This window comes from Streptomyces sp. NPDC102514, from assembly GCF_055584525.1.
The window spans coordinates 238,291-254,317 of sequence record NZ_JBVJLW010000016.1 but is presented as its reverse complement, the minus strand read 5'-3'; the positions used below and the strand labels follow the sequence as shown (position 1 = coordinate 254,317).

15 protein-coding genes are annotated in these 16,027 nt (G+C 71.5%); 9 read left to right on the top strand and 6 right to left on the bottom strand.

Features of this window, described 5'->3' with window-relative positions; translation table 11 throughout:
- Positions 1 to 71 precede the first annotated feature (71 nt).
- Complete coding sequence (locus ACZ60E_RS34795) at positions 72 to 1,055, bottom strand: aldo/keto reductase (protein WP_385836861.1); 984 nt, start codon at positions 1,053 to 1,055, stop codon at positions 72 to 74.
- A 61-nt stretch (positions 1,056 to 1,116) separates the two neighbouring features.
- Positions 1,117 to 2,055, bottom strand: coding sequence for an SDR family oxidoreductase (locus tag ACZ60E_RS34790; protein ID WP_469445676.1), 939 nt, complete (start codon positions 2,053 to 2,055; stop codon positions 1,117 to 1,119).
- A gap of 145 nt (positions 2,056 to 2,200) precedes the next feature.
- Between ACZ60E_RS34790 and ACZ60E_RS34785 the strand changes: the two genes are divergently transcribed.
- From ACZ60E_RS34785 to ACZ60E_RS34765, 5 genes are all read left to right on the top strand, one after another.
- Positions 2,201 to 2,881, top strand: coding sequence for a TetR/AcrR family transcriptional regulator (locus tag ACZ60E_RS34785; protein ID WP_384813755.1), 681 nt, complete (start codon positions 2,201 to 2,203; stop codon positions 2,879 to 2,881).
- Positions 2,882 to 3,013: 132 nt separating this feature from the next.
- Positions 3,014 to 4,285, top strand: coding sequence for a serine hydrolase domain-containing protein (locus ACZ60E_RS34780; protein WP_469445674.1), 1,272 nt, complete (start codon positions 3,014 to 3,016; stop codon positions 4,283 to 4,285).
- Between the two features lie 144 nt (positions 4,286 to 4,429).
- Positions 4,430 to 5,752, top strand: coding sequence for a CAP domain-containing protein (locus tag ACZ60E_RS34775; protein WP_469445673.1), 1,323 nt, complete (start codon positions 4,430 to 4,432; stop codon positions 5,750 to 5,752).
- A 174-nt stretch (positions 5,753 to 5,926) separates the two neighbouring features.
- Positions 5,927 to 6,931 carry a cation diffusion facilitator family transporter gene (locus tag ACZ60E_RS34770; RefSeq protein WP_384813746.1) on the top strand — a complete coding sequence of 335 codons (1,005 nt, stop codon included), beginning with the start codon at positions 5,927 to 5,929 and terminating at the stop codon, positions 6,929 to 6,931.
- A 95-nt stretch (positions 6,932 to 7,026) separates the two neighbouring features.
- Positions 7,027 to 7,443, top strand: coding sequence for a helix-turn-helix domain-containing protein (locus ACZ60E_RS34765; protein WP_384813744.1), 417 nt, complete (start codon positions 7,027 to 7,029; stop codon positions 7,441 to 7,443).
- 55 nt (positions 7,444 to 7,498) lie between these two features.
- Here the strand turns inward: ACZ60E_RS34765 and ACZ60E_RS34760 are convergent, their stop codons facing one another.
- The 4 genes from ACZ60E_RS34760 to ACZ60E_RS34745 all read right to left on the bottom strand — a co-directional run bounded on the left by ACZ60E_RS34760 (position 7,499) and on the right by ACZ60E_RS34745 (position 11,981).
- A complete protein-coding gene (locus tag ACZ60E_RS34760; RefSeq protein WP_469445670.1) occupies positions 7,499 to 8,107 on the bottom strand; it encodes a ClpP family protease in 609 nt (202 codons plus the stop codon).
- A gap of 22 nt (positions 8,108 to 8,129) precedes the next feature.
- Positions 8,130 to 8,777, bottom strand: coding sequence for an ATP-dependent Clp protease proteolytic subunit (locus ACZ60E_RS34755; protein WP_384813741.1), 648 nt, complete (start codon positions 8,775 to 8,777; stop codon positions 8,130 to 8,132).
- Between the two features lie 178 nt (positions 8,778 to 8,955).
- Positions 8,956 to 9,783, bottom strand: a complete 828-nt coding sequence (locus ACZ60E_RS34750; RefSeq protein ID WP_469445668.1) for a GntR family transcriptional regulator — start codon at positions 9,781 to 9,783, stop codon at positions 8,956 to 8,958.
- Positions 9,784 to 9,785: 2 nt separating this feature from the next.
- Positions 9,786 to 11,981: an alpha-N-acetylglucosaminidase gene (locus tag ACZ60E_RS34745; protein ID WP_469445667.1), complete on the bottom strand. Its 2,196-nt coding sequence runs from the start codon at positions 11,979 to 11,981 to the stop codon at positions 9,786 to 9,788.
- A gap of 193 nt (positions 11,982 to 12,174) precedes the next feature.
- Here ACZ60E_RS34745 and ACZ60E_RS34740 point away from each other — a divergent pair, with 193 nt between their 5' ends.
- Genes ACZ60E_RS34740 through ACZ60E_RS34725 form a run of 4 tightly spaced genes read left to right on the top strand, consistent with a single transcriptional unit; the run spans position 12,175 to position 16,001 of the window.
- Entirely contained in the window at positions 12,175 to 12,909 is a 735-nt protein-coding gene (locus tag ACZ60E_RS34740) for a sugar isomerase domain-containing protein (RefSeq protein WP_469445665.1), read from the top strand.
- 41 nt (positions 12,910 to 12,950) lie between these two features.
- The gene (locus ACZ60E_RS34735) at positions 12,951 to 14,294 is read left to right on the top strand and encodes an ABC transporter substrate-binding protein (protein WP_469445664.1); all 1,344 of its coding nucleotides are present in this window, start codon (positions 12,951 to 12,953) and stop codon (positions 14,292 to 14,294) included.
- Entirely contained in the window at positions 14,284 to 15,177 is an 894-nt protein-coding gene (locus ACZ60E_RS34730) for a carbohydrate ABC transporter permease (RefSeq protein ID WP_469445662.1), read from the top strand. Before ACZ60E_RS34735 ends, ACZ60E_RS34730 begins: the two co-directional genes overlap by 11 nt.
- The gene (locus ACZ60E_RS34725) at positions 15,174 to 16,001 is read left to right on the top strand and encodes a carbohydrate ABC transporter permease (RefSeq protein ID WP_469445661.1); all 828 of its coding nucleotides are present in this window, start codon (positions 15,174 to 15,176) and stop codon (positions 15,999 to 16,001) included. The genes ACZ60E_RS34730 and ACZ60E_RS34725 overlap by 4 nt, the downstream gene beginning before the upstream one ends.
- Positions 16,002 to 16,027 lie beyond the last annotated feature (26 nt).

The window sequence follows — 16,027 nt, the reverse complement described above, 5'->3', positions numbered from 1 at the left end:
GCGGTCCGGTGGGGGTTGCCCGCGCCCCATTGGGTACGTACCCGTCTGCGGCCCCGCCCCACATGGTCTCGCTACCAGCGAGCTTCCACCTGGGACTTGATCCGGTGGTCGTACAGCGTCGAGATCGCGGACAGCGTCTCCGCCGGCAACGGCGCCAGCTTCCCCGCCGCCGCATTCGCCCGCGCCTGCTCAGGCGTGCGCGCGCCGGGGATGACCGACGTCACGCCCGGCTGCTGCACGATCCACGCCAGCGCGAGCTGCGCCGGAGTGACCCCCTCCGGCGCGAGCGCGGAGAATTCCGCCGCCGCCTCGACACCGGTCGCGTAGTCGACACCGGAGAAGGTCTCGCCCTGGTCGAACGCCTCCCCGTGCCGGTTGAACGTCCGGTGGTCGTTCGCCGCGAAGACCGTGTCCTTCGTGTACTTGCCGGACAGGAGCCCGGAGGCGAGCGGCACGCGGGCGATGATGCCGACCCCGGCCTCCCGCGCCGCCGGCAGCACCCGCTGCAGCGGCTTCATCCTGAACGGGTTGAGGATGATCTGCACGCTCGCCACGCCCGGCCGGGCGATCGCCGTCAGCGCCTCGTCGACGGTCTCGACGCTCACGCCGTACGCGGCGACGCGCTCCTCCTCGACCAGCGTGTCGAGCGCGTCGAACACCTCGTCCGACGAGTACACCGGGGTCGGCGGGCAGTGCAGCTGCACCAGGTCGATGCGGTCGACACCGAGGTTGCGGCGTGAACGGTCGTTCCAGGCGCGGAAGTTGTCGAGGACGTAGTTCTCCGGGACCTGGTCGAGCCGGCGGCCCATCTTCGTCGCGACCAGCACATGCAGGTCGGGCCGCCCGCTGAGGAACGCGGCGATGGTCTCCTCGCTGCGCCCGTCGCCGTACACGTCCGCCGTGTCGAAGAACGTCACCCCCGACTCCGCGGCGGCCTCGAGGACCGCCAGGGCGTCCTTGTCGTCCACGTCGCCCCAGTCGGCACCGAGTTGCCAGGTGCCGAGTCCGACGACCGATGCGTGCTGTCCTGACCTGCTGAATTCGCGCTCGTCCATGGGGTCAGTCTGGCACCCGTCCGGCGCCGCGCCGGACGCCGCCCCCGTGCGGCGGGGCCGTTCAGGCGACGGTCGCGGGCAGGGCCACGCCGGTCAGCCGCTCGGACTCGGCCCACAGCCTGCGGTTGGTGCCGGTGTCGAGGGCGCGGCGGGTGACCCGGGTGGTGGCGGTCGGGCCGACCAGGCCGAACCTGCGGCCGGGTCCGTAGTAGCCGCCGGCCGTCGCGTCGGGGCTGGTGGCCGCGTACAGGAGCGGTTCGGTGCCCTCCTCGACCTGCTGCTTGGGCAGGAGGAGGCCGAGCCGGAGCATCAGGGTGCGCTCAGGCTTGTCGCGGCCGAGCGCGGCGCCCGCCGTCTGGAGGTTGGTCACGGTGTAGCCGGGGTGGGCGGCGGTGCTGAGGAGGTTCCAGCCGCGCTCGGCGGCGATGCCGGCCAGGTGCCCGGCCATCATCAGGTCGGCGAGTTTGGACTGGGCGTACGACCGGTTGGGGTTGTAGCGGCGGCGCTCCCACTGGAGGTCGTCGAAGTCGATGCGGCCGAAGTTCGCCATCCCGCTGCTCATGGTGGTCACGCGGGGCGCCGGTGCGGCGAGCAGGGCGGGCAGCAGGCGCAGGGTGAGGGCGAACGGGCCGAGGTAGTTGCTGCCCATCTGGAGCTCGAAGCCGTCGGCGGTGGTCAGCCGGGTGGGCGGGGCCATCACTCCCGCGTTGTTCGCCAGCAGGTCGAGCGGGGCGCCGTCGGCGAGGATGCCGTCGGCGAACGCCTCGACGGAGGCCAGGTCGGCGAGGTCGACGCGCCGCACCTCCAGCTGTGCGTGCGGATGCCGGGCGAGGATCTCGGCGCGGGCCTGTTCCCCCTTGGCGACGGTGCGTACGGCGAGCACCACGCGCGCTCCGGCCGCCGCGAGACGCCGTGCGGCCTCCTTGCCCGTGCCGCTGTTGGCGCCGGTGACGACGGCGGACGTTCCCGTCCGATCAGGGACGACGTATGACGTGGGCACAGGGACTCCTTGTGTGTGCGGCACTCCCGGGATTAGGAGACCGGCGGTCTGATGCAATTGAAGCTAGCAGACCGACAGTCTGATAACAACAGACCAGGGGTCTGCTGTCCGGCGCGGACAGATCGCCGATCGGTAGACTGCGGCCATGGCAGACACCTTCCAGCGCGCCCGCAGCGAGGAGCAGCGCGCCGTTCGCCGCAGGGCGATCCTCGACACCACGGCCGCGATGCTCGGTGAGATGCCGGTGGCGCAGGTGAGCCTGAACGAGCTGAGCCGCCGGGTGGGACTCGCCAAGTCGAACGTGCTGCGCTACTTCGAGTCCCGTGAGGCGGTCCTGCTGGAACTGCTCGCCACCGCCACGCAGGAGCTGCTCGACCACCTCGCCACCGCGCTCCCCGAGGCCGTCGACGCTCACGCCCCCGTCGCCGAGCGGGCGGACCAGCTCGCGGCGACCCTCGCGGAGTCCCTCGCCGCGCGCCCGGTGCTGTGCGACCTGATCAGCGCCCAGGCCGCGGTCCTGGAGCGGAACGTGTCGACGCAGGTGGCCGCCGAGCACAAACGCTCCTCCATCGGCCACGCGTTCGCCCTGGCGCACCGGGTCCGCCTGCACGTACCCGAACTGGACGAGCGGGACGCCGTACGGTTCATCGCCGGGGCGCTCATGGTGACCACGGCGGCCTGGCCGCACGCGCATCCGTCACCCGCCGTGCTCGCGGTCTACGAGTCCGAACCCGAACTGGCCGTCCTGCGCATCGACTTCACCACGGCCCTGCGCGAGTCGCTCGAAGTCCTGCTGTCCGGGCTGCTGGCAAGAGCTTCACACTGACCGGCGGAAATTCACTCCCGCCGATGCAACCCGCAGGTGAGTCCTGCGCGTAGAGATGATGACGGCACCGTGATCCGCGGTGCCGCCTGCACGTGTTCCGCATCGCGGACGACTACGGGGAGAACCACACAGATGGTCTCAAGAATGATGGGCCGGGGTAAGGCGAGAGGCACGGCGGCACTGGGAGCGGTCCTGCTGTCCGTGCTGGCGGTGCCGGCGCACGACGCGACCGCGGCACCCGCCGACACCGGTGACCGTGCCGTGAACGGCAGCCGGGCGACGGCCGAGAACCTCGCGGCGCCCGACGTGGAGGGGCTGCGCGAGGTGCTGCGGACGGCGCTGACGCAGGGGGCGCCCGGTGCCATGGCGCGGATCGACGACAACGGCACGGTCCACAAGGTCGCCGAGGGCGTCGCGGACCGGACCACCGGACGGGCCCTCGACAACGCCGACCGCTTCCGCGTCGGCAGCGTCACCAAGAGCTTCACGGCCGTGGTCCTGCTGCAGCTGGTCGACGAGGGCGTGCTCGACCTGGACACCTCGGTCAACACCTACCTGCCGGGCCTGCTGCCCGACGACGGCATCACGGTGCGCCATGTGCTGAGCCACCGCAGCGGTCTGTACGACTACACCAACGACATGTTCGCCGACACGGTCCCGGGCTTCGAGGCCGTACGCAACAAGGTTTTCAGCTACCAGGAGCTGGTGGACCTGTCCCTGAAGCAGCCCCTCGGCAACGCGCCGGGCGCCGCCTACTCGTACTCCAACACCAACTTCGTGGTGGGGGGCATGCTCATCGAGAAGCTCACCGGGAAGTCCGTGCGGTCCGCGTACAAGAGCCGCATCATCAAGCCGCTCGGCCTGAAGGACACCTCGTACGTGCACCCGAGCACGGCGATCGCCGGCCGGCACACCAAGGGCTACCTGCCGCCCGACGTGGCCGACGGGACGCTCGTCGACTCGACCGAGCAGACGGTGTCGTGGGCACAGAGCGCGGGCGCGGTCATCTCCAGCACCCGGGACCTGGACACCTTCTTCTCGGCCCTGCTGCGCGGCAGGCTGACCTCGGCCGCACAGCTCGCACAGATACAGCAGTGGACGCCGGTCAACAGCACCCAGGGGTACGGACTGGGGCTGCGCCGGCGCGACCTGTCGTGCGGGGTCTCGGTGTACGGCCACACGGGCACCGTGCAGGGCTACTACACGTACGCGTTCACGTCGAAGGACGGCGCGCGCACCGTCACGGCGCTCGCCAACACCTCCAACAACGGGACCGTGCTCAACACCATGGCCCGCACCCTGGAGTCCGCCTTCTGCGGCAAGCCGGTCAAGACCGCCACGGCCCGCAGCCAGGCGCCCGTGGAGCGGTACGAGGACATCGCTCCCGGGGTCGCCCTCGACTGACCGCCAACCGACACATCGGTGACTGACACCTGGTGCCGGATCCCCGGTACCAGGTGTCAGGAACCCGCGCGCACCCGTGGGGCGTTGTCCTGTCGACGCCCCACGGGGCGCGCACAGTGATCCGGCACCTGGACGGGCGGCACGATGGACGAGTTGGTACCCGGCGGCAATCTGCCCCTGCCCGGCGGCGCCCTGACCCTCGGGGTGCCCGGCCCGTTCGACGTGTCGGCGCTCGTCACCGACGACAGCGGCAAGGTGCGCGGGGACGGCGACTTCGTGTTCTACAACCAGCCGGCCGCCCCCGGCGCGCGGCTGAGCGGGCAGACCCTCACGGTCGATCCGGCCGCGCTGCGGGCGGGGGCCAGCCGCGTCACCGTGGTCGTCAGTCCCGCCGAGCCCGGCACCCCGCTCGGACGACTGCGCGCCCCGACCTTGCAGGTGACCGGCTCGGGCGGCCGACTCCTCGCCCGTTTCACGCCGTCGCGTCCGCAGCGGGAGACCGTGCTGCTGCTCGCGGAGATCTACCGCCGCGGAACCGCCTGGAAGCTGCGCGCCCTGGGCCAGGGCTACGCCGACGGGCTGGCCGGGATCGCACGGGACTTCGGTGTGGAGGTGGCCGAGGACACCGACGCCGGCACGGGCCCGGGGACGGAGGTCGGCGCCGGTTCCGGGGCCACCGGGGCCGGGCCCCTCGCGGACGGCTTCCTCCCGCTGGTGAACTCCGCCCGCGCCGCCGTCGGCTCCCGGGCCGTCGTCCTCGACGGGCGGCTGACCGCCGCGGCGCGGGCGCACGCCGCGGACATGGCGGCGCGCGGCCGTCTCGGGTCGGAGGGGGCCGACGGGCTGTCCGTGCACCAGCGCGTGACCGCCGCGGGCTACGCGTATCTGACGGTCGGCGAGCATCTCGTCTCCGGGCCGCGGGACGCGGCGGAGTTCGTGGAGTACTGCCTCTCGGGCGAGCGGACCCGGCGGACGGTCCAGGACCCGGCGTTCACCGAGGCCGGTGTGGCCTGCGTGCCCGAGAACCGGTCCGGCACGCTCTACTGGACGGCGCTGTGGGCCGCTCCCCTGACCCCCGGCGGGCTGGCGCGGACCGCAGCCGAGGTCCTCGCGCTCACCAACGCCGAGCGGGCCGCGGCGGGTCTGCCCCCGCTGGCCGAGGACCCCCTGCTCACCCGGGCGGCGCAGGCGCACAGTGCGGACATGGTGGCGCGCGCGTTCTACTCCCACACGGCCCCCGACGGCAGCGAGCCCTGGGACCGGGCCGCCGCCGCGGGCAGCACCCGCCGCACCATCGGCGAGAACATCGCCTGCGGCCAGCGCTCCCCCGCCGAGGTCGTACGGGGCTGGATGGACAGCCCCGGCCATCGCGCCAACATCCTCAAGCCCGCCTTCACCCACCTGGGCGTCGGTTTCGCGGGCGGCGGCTCGGCGGGCACGTACTGGACACAGCTCTTCGGCGCCTGACCCGGGCCGCCCGGCCGTCCCCCACCCACCTCCACCCGTTTCACATCACCGCAGTTCAGCGGCGTACTAACGATGATGACAACGGTCACCGATGCAGCCTTTGCCGATCTCCGCGAGGTGCGCTTCACTGCGGGTGTCGGACAGCCGTCGGACACCGCAACGAGGGGGACTCTCATGAGCGCGCACCACGGCCACGAGCACGGGTCGGGCGGGCACGCGGGGCACTCGCACGGTGTCACCGCGGACGCGGACCGCCGCTGGCTCGCGATCGCGCTGACACTGATCGCGACGTTCATGGCGGTCGAGGTCGTCATCGGTGTAGTCGCCCAGTCCCTCGCGCTCATCTCCGACGCCGCGCACATGCTCACCGACGCCGTGTCCATCGTGCTGGCCCTGATCGCGATGCGGCTCGCCGAGCGTCCGGCCCGCGGCGGATTCACGTACGGCCTGAAGCGGGCCGAGATCCTCTCCGCCCAGGCGAACGGACTGACGCTGCTGCTGCTCGGGGCCTGGCTGGCGTACGAGGCGGTGCGGCGGCTGTTCGATCCGCCCGCGGTCGAGGGCGGGCTGATGTTCTACACGGCGCTCGCGGGCATCGCGGTGAACGTGGCGGCGGCCTGGTGCATCTCGAAGGCCAACCGCACCTCGCTCAACGTGGAGGGTGCCTACCAGCACATCCTCAACGACCTGTTCGCGTTCATCGGCACCGCGATCGCCGGCCTCGTGGTCCTGCTGACGGGCTTCGCCCGCGCCGACGCCATCGCCACGCTGGTCGTGGTGGCCCTGATGTTCAAGGCGGGCTACGCGCTCGTACGGGAGTCGGGGCGGATCTTCCTGGAGGCGGCGCCCGCGCATCTCGACCCGGACGCCATCGGGGACCGGCTGGCCGCGCACTCCTCGGTCGCCGAGGTGCACGACCTGCACGTGTGGACGATCACGTCGGGGACGCCCGCGCTGTCCGCGCACGTCCTGGTCGAACCGGTCGCGGACTGCCACACCGTGCGCCGGGACCTGGAGAAGATCCTGCAGTGCGACTACGACGTCAGCCACACCACCCTCCAGGTCGACCACGCCCCCGAGAACGTCCTGGACGTCCGCACCGGCGGCGGCCCCACCGACGACACGCACTGCGAGGCCGCGCACGGTCCGGTGCACCGGGACGAGCCACATCTGCACTGACGAACCTCATCCGCGCTGGGGCCGGTACCGGTGATTCGCCGAGGGCAGAACGCGGCGGGGTCCCCGAAACGGGCCGGACTTCCTAGGGTGGAGGCGTGAGCAGCCACGCGTCGAACCGAGCCCGCGTCATTCCCCTGCGACCCGTCCCGGCCGAGTCGGCGGCACCTTCGGAACCGGCCGAACCGGCGCCCAGGGAGCCCCTGTGGCGGGACGTCGTGGGTGAGGTCCTGCGGCGGGAGCGGCTCGCGCAGGAGCGGACGCTCAAGGAGGTCGCCGAGGCGGCCCGTATCTCGATGCCGTACCTCTCCGAGCTGGAGCGCGGCCGCAAGGAGGCCTCGTCCGAGGTCCTCGCGGCCGCCGCGCACGCGCTCGGGCTCGGCCTGGCCGATCTGCTCGCCCTGTCGCACCGCCGTCTCGTGCGCCAGGAGCGGCCCCGCCCCCTCAGGTCGCGTACGGCGCCCCGGCGCACGGAGGCCACCTCCCGGTACGGCGAGGTCCGGCTCGCCGCCTGACGCGCGCCGCGCCGCCCGGGGGCGGGCTCCCGGCTCGTCGGAGTACGGACGGCTCTCAGACAGCGACCGCGGACCGGCGCCGGCTCAGCACCTCGTCGGCGAGTCCGTACGCCACCGCCTCCTGCGCGGTGAAGACCTTGTCGCGGTCCATGTCGGCACGCAGGGTCTCGACGGGGTGGTGGGTGTGCAGGGACAGGACCTCTTCGACCTGGGAGCGGATCCGGATCATCTCCTTGGCCTGGAGGCCCAGGTCGGAGACGGTGCCCCGCGCGCCGCCGCTCGCGGGCTGCCCGAGCAGCACCCGCGCGTGCTCCAGGATGAAGCGCCGGCCGGGGTCCCCGCCCGCCAGGAGCACCGCCGCGGTCGAGGCGGCCTGGCCGACGCAGAACGTCGAGACGGGCGCGCCGACGAAGCTCATCGTGTCGTAGATCGCCATCAGCGAAGTGAACGAGCCACCGGGTGAGTTGAGGTAGATGGCGATCTCCTGCTCGGGGGCCGCCGACTCCAGGTGGAGCAACTGCGCGATGACGACGTTGGCCACGCCGTCGTCGATCTCGGTGCCGAGGAAGATGATCCGCTCGGAGAGCAGCTTGCTGTAGACGTCGTACGCGCGCTCGCCCTGCGGGGTGCGCTCGACGACGTTCGGGATGGTGTAGGAACTCATGCGCGTCGTGTACCGGTCCATGTCAAAGTCCCATCCGTCGCTTCGAGGAGGCCGGTCGGACGTCGTCGAGCGACTCCACGACCCGGTCGACCATGCCGTACTCCCTGGCCTGTTCGGCCGTGAACCAGCGGTCGCGGTCACCGTCGCGGGAGATCGTCTCCGCGCTCTGGCCGGTGTGTTCGGCGGTGATGCGCTCGATGGTCTCCTTGGTGAACTGGAGGTTCTCGGCCTGGATGGCGATGTCGGCGGTGGTGCCGCCGATGCCCGCGGAGGGCTGGTGCATCATGATCCGCGCGTTCGGGAGCGAGTAGCGCTTGCCGGGGGTGCCCACGGTGAGCAGGAACTGGCCCATGCTCGCGGCGAATCCCATGGCCAGGGTCGCCACGTCGTTGGGGATGAGCCGCATGGTGTCGTAGATCGCGAGGCCCGCGTGGACGGAGCCGCCGGGGCTGTTGACGTAGAGGCCGATGTCGGTGCGTGGGTCCTCGGCGGAGAGCAGGAGCAACTGCGCGCAGATCCGGTTGGCGGAGACCTCGTCGACCTGGGTGCCGAGGAAGATGATGCGCTGGTTGAGGAGTTGGGCGGCGAGGTGGTCGTCGAACCGCGACGGAGGGGTGTCCCCCTCCTCGGCTCGCGGCCCTGGGTGGAATCCGGTGCTGCTGAGTGCCATCGCTCCTCCTGGTGGTGGCGCGGCCCGGTGAGCCGCGGTGCCTCCACCCTCGGTCCGCCGTCGGCGGCACGGAAGGAATCTCGGCCCTCAGCAGATTCGCCGACGGCAGAGCGGACCGGGGGCGGACCCGGGGGGGCGGACCGGGAGAGCGCACCGCGTCACACCGCAGGCGCGGGCTCTACTTGGTCACCACCAGCGAGAACTCGTACAGGTCGCCCCGGCACAGGGATTCGCCGTACTCGACGACGTGGCCCGTCCCGTCGAACGCGGTACGGCGGACCAGCAGGGCGGCGGAGCCCTCCTTGACGCCGAGCAGCCGGGCCTGGCGGCCGGTGACGTTGACCGCGCGGATCTGCTGGGTGGCCCGGACGACGCGGACGCCCTGGGTGTTCTGCAGGGCTTCCGAGAGTGAGCCCGTCAGCAGTGACTCGTCCAGGTCGGGGAAGCGTTCGGCGGAGAGGTAGACGGTCTCCAGGCAGATGGGGAAGCCGTCACCGAGGCGCAGGCGTTCGATGCGGTGGAGGGTGGTGCCGGGGTCGACGCCCAGGGCCGTGGAGTGGTGCAGGTCGGCCTCCACCAGCTCCGCGGCGAGGAGTTCGGCGCTGGGCCGGTAGCCGCGCGAGCGCAGGTCCTCGGAGAACGAGGTGAGCGTCGACGTCTTGGTGACATGGGGGTGGGAGACGAACGTGCCCACGCCCCGCACACTGCGGATGAGGCCGTCCTCGCGGAGGGCCTGGAGCGCGCGCCGGGCGGTCGCCCGGCTGACGTCGTACCGCTCGGCGAGCCGCCGTTCGGTGGGCAGCGCCTCGTCGGGGCGCATCCGGGCGATGTCGGCCTGGAGCCGCCGCCGCAGCGCCTCGTGCTTGAAGGAGTCCGCCTCAAAGGAATCCGTTCCGCCGGAGTCCGCCTCAAAGGAATCCGTTTCGCCGGAGTCCGCTTCGACGGAGTCCGTCCTGAGGGAGTCCGTCGCCGGGCCGTCGTCTGAGCGCCTGTCCTCGACCGTCACATTCACTCCGCGGTTCGCACCTGTCCGCCATCTCCGCCTCCTCCGAGGACGCGGTAGCGGGGCATCAGAGTACGCACCACGTCAAGGGTCGTTCCGGCGGTGTCCGCTTCCGGTGTCGTCGGCCCGCTCCGGCCGGCCACCCACCGCTCCTCCTGGGCGAGCAACGACGCCTCGAACTCCTCGGCCCGGTAAGGGTTTCCGGTCTCCAGCGCCCGCGCGATGTGCTCGTACCAGCTGCGCCAGCGGGGCAGGTGGAACGTGCCGACCAGGCCGGCCCAGTGGCGGCCCGAGTAGTCGTGCAGCTTGCTGCGGCTGTGGCCCCAGAGGGTGAGCAGGCGGCGTGCGTCGGTCTCGTACAGGTCGGCCTCGGCCGGGGTGGTGGCCCAGGCGCGGGCGTCGGCCAACCAGCCGTCCAGCCGGTGCTCGGGGCGGGTGGCCAGCAGCGTGTCCAGGTCCTCGATGGTGGCGAGCAGTGCGCGGGCGGCCCGGTGGAAGCCTTCGGCGTCCCGGGCGAAGGCCGCGTCCGCCGCCCGCCACTGCCGCTCGCACGCCGCGTGGGTGAGCACCTGCGCGGTGACGTCGCAAAGGTCCCGGCCGAGCGGTCCCGCACTGTCCTCCTGGCCGGCCTCGTCGGCCAGGAGCACCCATGCCTCGGCCAGGGCCGGTGGGACGTGGGGCGACGGCGGGTCGGCCAGGTGCACGGGCAGCTCGTGCCGCAGGTCGCCTTCCAGCGTGGGCCGGCCGATGATCACCGAGCCGGGCGGTCCGGGCCCGTCGGACGCGTACACGCTGTCGTGCAGCAGGTCCCAGGCCCGCAGCAGCCCGGGAGTCGTCCGCCCGTACCGGGCCCGCGTCCACGTCCCGAGCCATGCCTGTACGTCGTCGACGGCGCCCTGCCAGGCGACGTCGGCCAGTAGCTCGTACAGGACCGGGTCGGCGCCGAAGGCCTCCATGCTCGCGCCGATCCCGGACAGGGAGCCGCCGCGTGCGTCGGCGTGCGCGCGGGCGGGTCCTGTGGCGATCTCGTCCAGTTTTCCGTAGAGCCCGGGCCGGCCGCCGAGGCTGTGGAGCATGCACCACACCCAGGGCTTCTTGCGGTAGCCGTCGGTGCGCTGCCAGACCGGCCGGTGTTCCGCCCACAGGTCGAGGATGAGCATTCCGTCGTCGGGGATGGCGTCGAGGAAGGCGCGGGTGCGCTCCGGTGTCCAGTAGCGGGCGCGGTAGGAGAAGGGCCAGGCCTGGAGCACCCAGGTGGCCCGCTCGTCCACGGCGGTCATCACGCCGTGCACCGCGCGCGCGACCTGGGCGAGACCGGCGGGGTCGGTCACCGGTGGGGTCGTCTCGATGAACGGGTCGGCGGCGTAGAGGTGGTCGGTGCCGAACAGCCGGTTCTGCTCGGTCAGCAGGGTGGTGCCGAACTCCTCGAAGAGCGGGTCACGCGGGTCCAGCATGCCGACCTCGAAGTCCCACCAGGGCAGGGTCGTCGACCGGGCGCCCCGGCTCGCGATCAGCTCCTGCGGGACGTGCCCCGAGAAGCCCTGGAGGACCGGCCGCATGCCCAGGGCGCGTTCCCGGCCGAGGATGCGGCGGCCGAGGTCGATATGTCCGTCGATCCAGCTCTGCGGGAGCGGGCCGGACCAGCCGTCGAGCGAGGCGAGCCAGTTCCACGGCAGGTAGGCCGGTCCGCCGAGGAAGCTCCGCGCGGTCGGGTCGTCGAGGCCGGTGGTCATGAGGGCGCGTTGCCAGGCGGCTTCCAGGCCGGTCATCGCGAGCGGGGTGGTCACGCCGTGCAGGGCCATCCAGTCGATGTGGCGCTCCCAGCGCGCCCAGTCCCAGTACGCGGTGGTGTAGCCGAAGGTGCAGACGTTGAAGTGGTAGCGGTGCGGATGGGGGGAGGTCGTGCGGGGTGTCGTGCCGGTGCGCGGCAGCCGGTCGGGCAGCCGGGGCACGGGGGCGTCCCAGGTGATCTGCGTCCCGCACACGGTCCGCAGGTACCAGCGCAGCGCCGCGGCGACCGCGACCCCGCTGGACCCGCGCAGGGCCACTCCCCCGGGCCCGGCGTCGACCTCGTACCAGTCGGGTCCGCCGCCTCCGGGGACCACTTCGGCGGTGAACTCCGCGGCCCGGTCGCCCAGGAGGCGCCTCAGCAGCTGCCGGGCGGCCGGGGTTCCCGCGCCCGCTTCCTCGGGAGGTGTCATCGTCCGGACCACTCCTGTGAGTCGTGGTACGTACCACAGAACTCTCGAAGCTAGCCGCGCCACTCGGGGTGGTCAAGCAAGTCGACCGGAACGAAGGCGGATCGGTCGCAGGGCTGGGCATCCCCATACCCCTCTGGTACGGTCCACAGCCACATCAGCGGCTCCGTTCGACACCTCAGGTGGCCTCGACACGATGAACGCCGATCTCGTCTACTTCGCCGCTCTTCAGGAGAACCTCACCGCGATGGCCACCGCCGAGCGGCCCGCGATCGAGCGTGCCGCCCGGGCCGTCGCGGACAGCATCGCGGCCGGAGGAGTCGTCCACTACTTCGGCAGCGGCCACTCGCAACTCGTCGCCGTCGAACCGCTGCAGCGCGCCGGCGGACTCGCGCCGGTCAACGTCATCGCCGACCCGGCGCTCTCCCCCGCCGCCCCGCGCCACGCCGGCGCGGCCGAACGCGTCAGCGGCTACGCGGCGGCCGTCCTCCGTACGGCCGACATCAGGTCGGGTGAAGTGGTGATCGTGATCTCCAACTCGGGGATCAACGCCGTGCCCGTCGAATTCGCCCTGGGCGCAAGGGAGTTGGGGGCGACAGTCGTCGCCGTCACCAGCCGGGCGCACTCCCTGGCCGCCGCGTCGCGACACACCGGCGGACAGCGGCTGCTCGACGTCGCCGACATCGTCATCGACACCCACGGCAGCCCCGGGGACACGGTGGTGCCCCTGGGCGACCTGGCCGTGGGCGCCCTGTCGACCGTGCTGGGGGCGGCTCTCGTCAACGCGCTGACCTGCAGGGCGGCCCAACTGCTCGTCGAACGCCACGGGCAGGCACCGCCGTTGATCGTCAGCCAGAACACGGACGGCGACGCCCTGCGGCGCAACGAGGAGCTGCTGGAGCGGTACAAGGACCGCTGCCCGAGAGACTGACGTACCGATCCGACCGACGAGGCCACGCAAGGAGGCCGATGATGGACAGCACACACCGGGTGCGCCGCCGCATCGCCGCGACGGTCTGCGCCGCCGTCCTCGTGCTCCCGCTCGCGGCGTGCGACGCGCTCACCCCGGGCAGCGCGACGGCGGTGCCGGGACCCACCAGCGTGCCGTCGTCGACCGCCGTGCCGGCCGGGGACGTCACGTTGCATCTCCAGTTCGCCGACGCGCCGTTGATGGTCGACGCGCTGATCGCCGCGTTCGAGAAGGACCACCCCGACATCGACGTGGAGCCGCAGTACAAGACGTTCTCGGACTACGTGCAGAACCTGAAGCTGACCATGACCTCCGACACCGCTCCCGACATCGCGCAGTACGCGGTCGGCATGACGGACCTCGCGGCGGACGGCCACATCCTCGATCTGGCGCCCTACCGGGAGGCGTACGGCTGGGACAAGGCCATTCCGCCGGTCAGTCTCGACCAGCTCACGGCGGGGCAGACCAGTGAGGCCACCGGCGGGCGGGCCCTGTTCGGGGTCCCGGCGGGCCTGTCCATGACCGGCATCTACTACAACAAGGAACTCGCCGAGAAGGCCGGGATGGACGCTCCACCGAAGACGCTGGACGAGTTCGCGCAGCAGCTCGCCGCGGCCGAGGACGCGGACCTCACCCCGCTCGGGGTCGGTGCGCTCGACTCCGGCGGACTGCATCTGTGGGCCGCCCTGCTCAATCAGCTGATGCCGACGGACGAGTACTGGGACTGGGTCAACGGCAAGAAGGGCGCCACGATAGAGAACCCGGCCGCGGTCGAGGCCAGCGAACTCGTGATCGACTGGGGCCGCAAGGGGTACTACAACGAGTCCGCGAACGGCACCGCGCAGGTCGACTCGACCGCCCAGTTCGCCAAGGGCGACAGCGTCTTCCTGATCAACGGCAACTGGGCGGCCGGGCAGCTCGCCACCGTCATGGGCGACAACGTCGGGTTCTTCCCGATGCCCGGCGAACAGGCCGGCTCCCCCACGGTGGCCTCGGGGTTCAGCGTCTCCTACGCCGTGTCGGCCAAGACCGAACACCCCGAGGCGGCAGGCGCGTTCCTCGACTTCCTGACCTCTCCCGAGGCGGGCCAGATCATCAGCGACAACGGCTTCATGCCGCCCAACCCCGACGCCGTGAAGAAGCCGACGGGCGTGCTCGCGGACATCGCGGAGGGGCACCGGCGGGCCGTCGCCGACGACGGCATCACGACGTTCCCCGACTTCGCCGCGCCCGCGATGCTCGACCGGCTGCGCTCCGGCGTCCAGAAACTCATCGCGGACCGCGTGAAGCCGGCCGACTACCTCGACTCTCTTCAGGACGAGTGGGAGGACCATCATGGGGAGTAGGCCGCCCGTCCGGAACCGGGAGGCGCGCAGGCGGTGGCGCGGGTACGTGTACGTGCTGCCCGCGTTCGCCGTCTACGTCGCCTTCGCGGTGCTGCCCGCCCTGCACACGGCGTACCTGTCGCTGTTCGAGTGGGACGGGGTCACGCTCGGCGAATGGGTCGGGCTCGGCAACTACGCGGAGATCTTCCAGGACTCGATCCTGCGCCGCTCGGTGTTCAACGCCCTGGTGCTGGTGGTGTTCTTCTCCTTCGTGCCGATCGTGCTCGGGCTGCTGTCGGCGGGCCTGCTGGCCCGTTACCGGCGGCCCGGCATGGGCGCGTACCGCTTCCTGTTCATGCTGCCGCAGGTCGTGCCGCTCGTCGCGGTCGGTGTGACCTGGCGGTGGCTGTACGGGGACGACGGCGTGGTCAACCAGGCGCTGCGCGCGGTGGGCCTCGACAGTGTGGCGCGGGCATGGCTCGGCGACTTCGGCTTCGCGCTGATCGCCGTGGGGCTCGTCGGCACCTGGGTGCTGAGCGGGCTGTGCATGATGCTCTTCCTCAGCGGTGTGCAGAAGGTGGACCCCAGCCTGTACGAGGCCGCCCGGATCGACGGGGCGGGCCCGGTCCGGGAGTTCATGTCCGTGACGCTGCCGCATCTGCGCGGTGAACTGGCCGTCGCCATGACCGTGACGACGGTGGCCGCGCTGGCCAGCTTCGACATCGTGTACGTGACGACGAACGGTGGTCCCGGCGAGCAGACCACGGTCCCCGGCCTCCTCGTGTACCGGCTGGCGTTCTCCGAGGGCAAGGTGGGGCTCGCCGCCGCCCTGGCCGTCGTGCTGGGCGTCCTGATACTCGCGATCGTCTACCTCATCAACCGACTGTCGAGGGATCGGACATGAACACCGTCGCGCGCTCGGAACGCTGGTCCGGCTATGCGCTGCTGACCGTCATGGCGATCGTCGTCGTGATCCCGTTCCTCAGTGTCTTCCTCGCCTCGCTCCAGCCCGCGGGCACGCCGGTGGTGGGTCTGACCTGGCCGGAGCGGTGGAGCTGGGACAACTACGAGACGGCGTGGTCGGTGGCCGGGTTCTCTCATCTGATCCGGCACAGTCTGATCATCGCGGTCGGCGTCGTGCCCGCCTGTCTGGTCCTCTCCGCGCCGGCGGGGTACGCGCTGGGCACGATGAAGCTCCCCGGGGGCAACGCGATGGCGGCGTTCTTCATCGCCGGCCTCACGATCCCGGTCGAACTGATCGTGGTGCCCCTCTACTTCGACCTGCGCAACCTCGGGCTGACCAACTCGTACCTGGGCGTGATCCTGGTGGAGATCGCGCTGTTCATGCCGTTCAGCGTGTTCTGGATGCGTACGCACTTCCTGTCGACGCCCATGTCCCTGGTGGAGGCGGCGCGGATGGACGGTGCCTCGTCGGCGACGATCCTGGTACGGATCCTGCTGCCGCTGGCCCGGCCGTCCCTGATGACGCTCGGGCTGCTCGTCTTCATGTGGTCGTGGAACCAGTTCCTGCTGGTGCTGGTCCTCATCCAGGACACCACGAAGCACACCGCGCCCGCGGGTCTCGGGTTCTTCGTCGGTCAGAACAGTACGGACATCCCCACACTGGCGGCGGGGACGATCATCGTGATGCTGCCGATCCTGATCCTCTTCGTCGTCTTCCAGCGCAGCTTCCTCGCGGGACTGCTGCAGGGGGCGATGAAGGGCTGAGCGGTGCGGGCCGAACGGTGAAGGGG

Bases quoted from the DNA above. Each gene is read 5' to 3' on its own strand.
- ACZ60E_RS34795 (WP_385836861.1), bottom strand. From the start codon at position 1,055: ATGGACGAGCGCGAATTCAGCAGGTCAGGACAGCACGCATCGGTCGTC.
- ACZ60E_RS34785 (WP_384813755.1), top strand. From the start codon at position 2,201: ATGGCAGACACCTTCCAGCGCGCCCGCAGCGAGGAGCAGCGCGCCGTT.
- ACZ60E_RS34780 (WP_469445674.1), top strand. From the start codon at position 3,014: ATGGTCTCAAGAATGATGGGCCGGGGTAAGGCGAGAGGCACGGCGGCA.
- ACZ60E_RS34775 (WP_469445673.1), top strand. From the start codon at position 4,430: ATGGACGAGTTGGTACCCGGCGGCAATCTGCCCCTGCCCGGCGGCGCC.
- ACZ60E_RS34770 (WP_384813746.1), top strand. From the start codon at position 5,927: ATGAGCGCGCACCACGGCCACGAGCACGGGTCGGGCGGGCACGCGGGG.
- ACZ60E_RS34760 (WP_469445670.1), bottom strand. From the start codon at position 8,107: ATGAGTTCCTACACCATCCCGAACGTCGTCGAGCGCACCCCGCAGGGC.
- ACZ60E_RS34755 (WP_384813741.1), bottom strand. From the start codon at position 8,777: ATGGCACTCAGCAGCACCGGATTCCACCCAGGGCCGCGAGCCGAGGAG.
- ACZ60E_RS34745 (WP_469445667.1), bottom strand. From the start codon at position 11,981: ATGACACCTCCCGAGGAAGCGGGCGCGGGAACCCCGGCCGCCCGGCAG.
- ACZ60E_RS34740 (WP_469445665.1), top strand. From the start codon at position 12,175: ATGAACGCCGATCTCGTCTACTTCGCCGCTCTTCAGGAGAACCTCACC.
- ACZ60E_RS34735 (WP_469445664.1), top strand. From the start codon at position 12,951: ATGGACAGCACACACCGGGTGCGCCGCCGCATCGCCGCGACGGTCTGC.
- ACZ60E_RS34730 (WP_469445662.1), top strand. From the start codon at position 14,284: ATGGGGAGTAGGCCGCCCGTCCGGAACCGGGAGGCGCGCAGGCGGTGG.
- ACZ60E_RS34725 (WP_469445661.1), top strand. From the start codon at position 15,174: ATGAACACCGTCGCGCGCTCGGAACGCTGGTCCGGCTATGCGCTGCTG.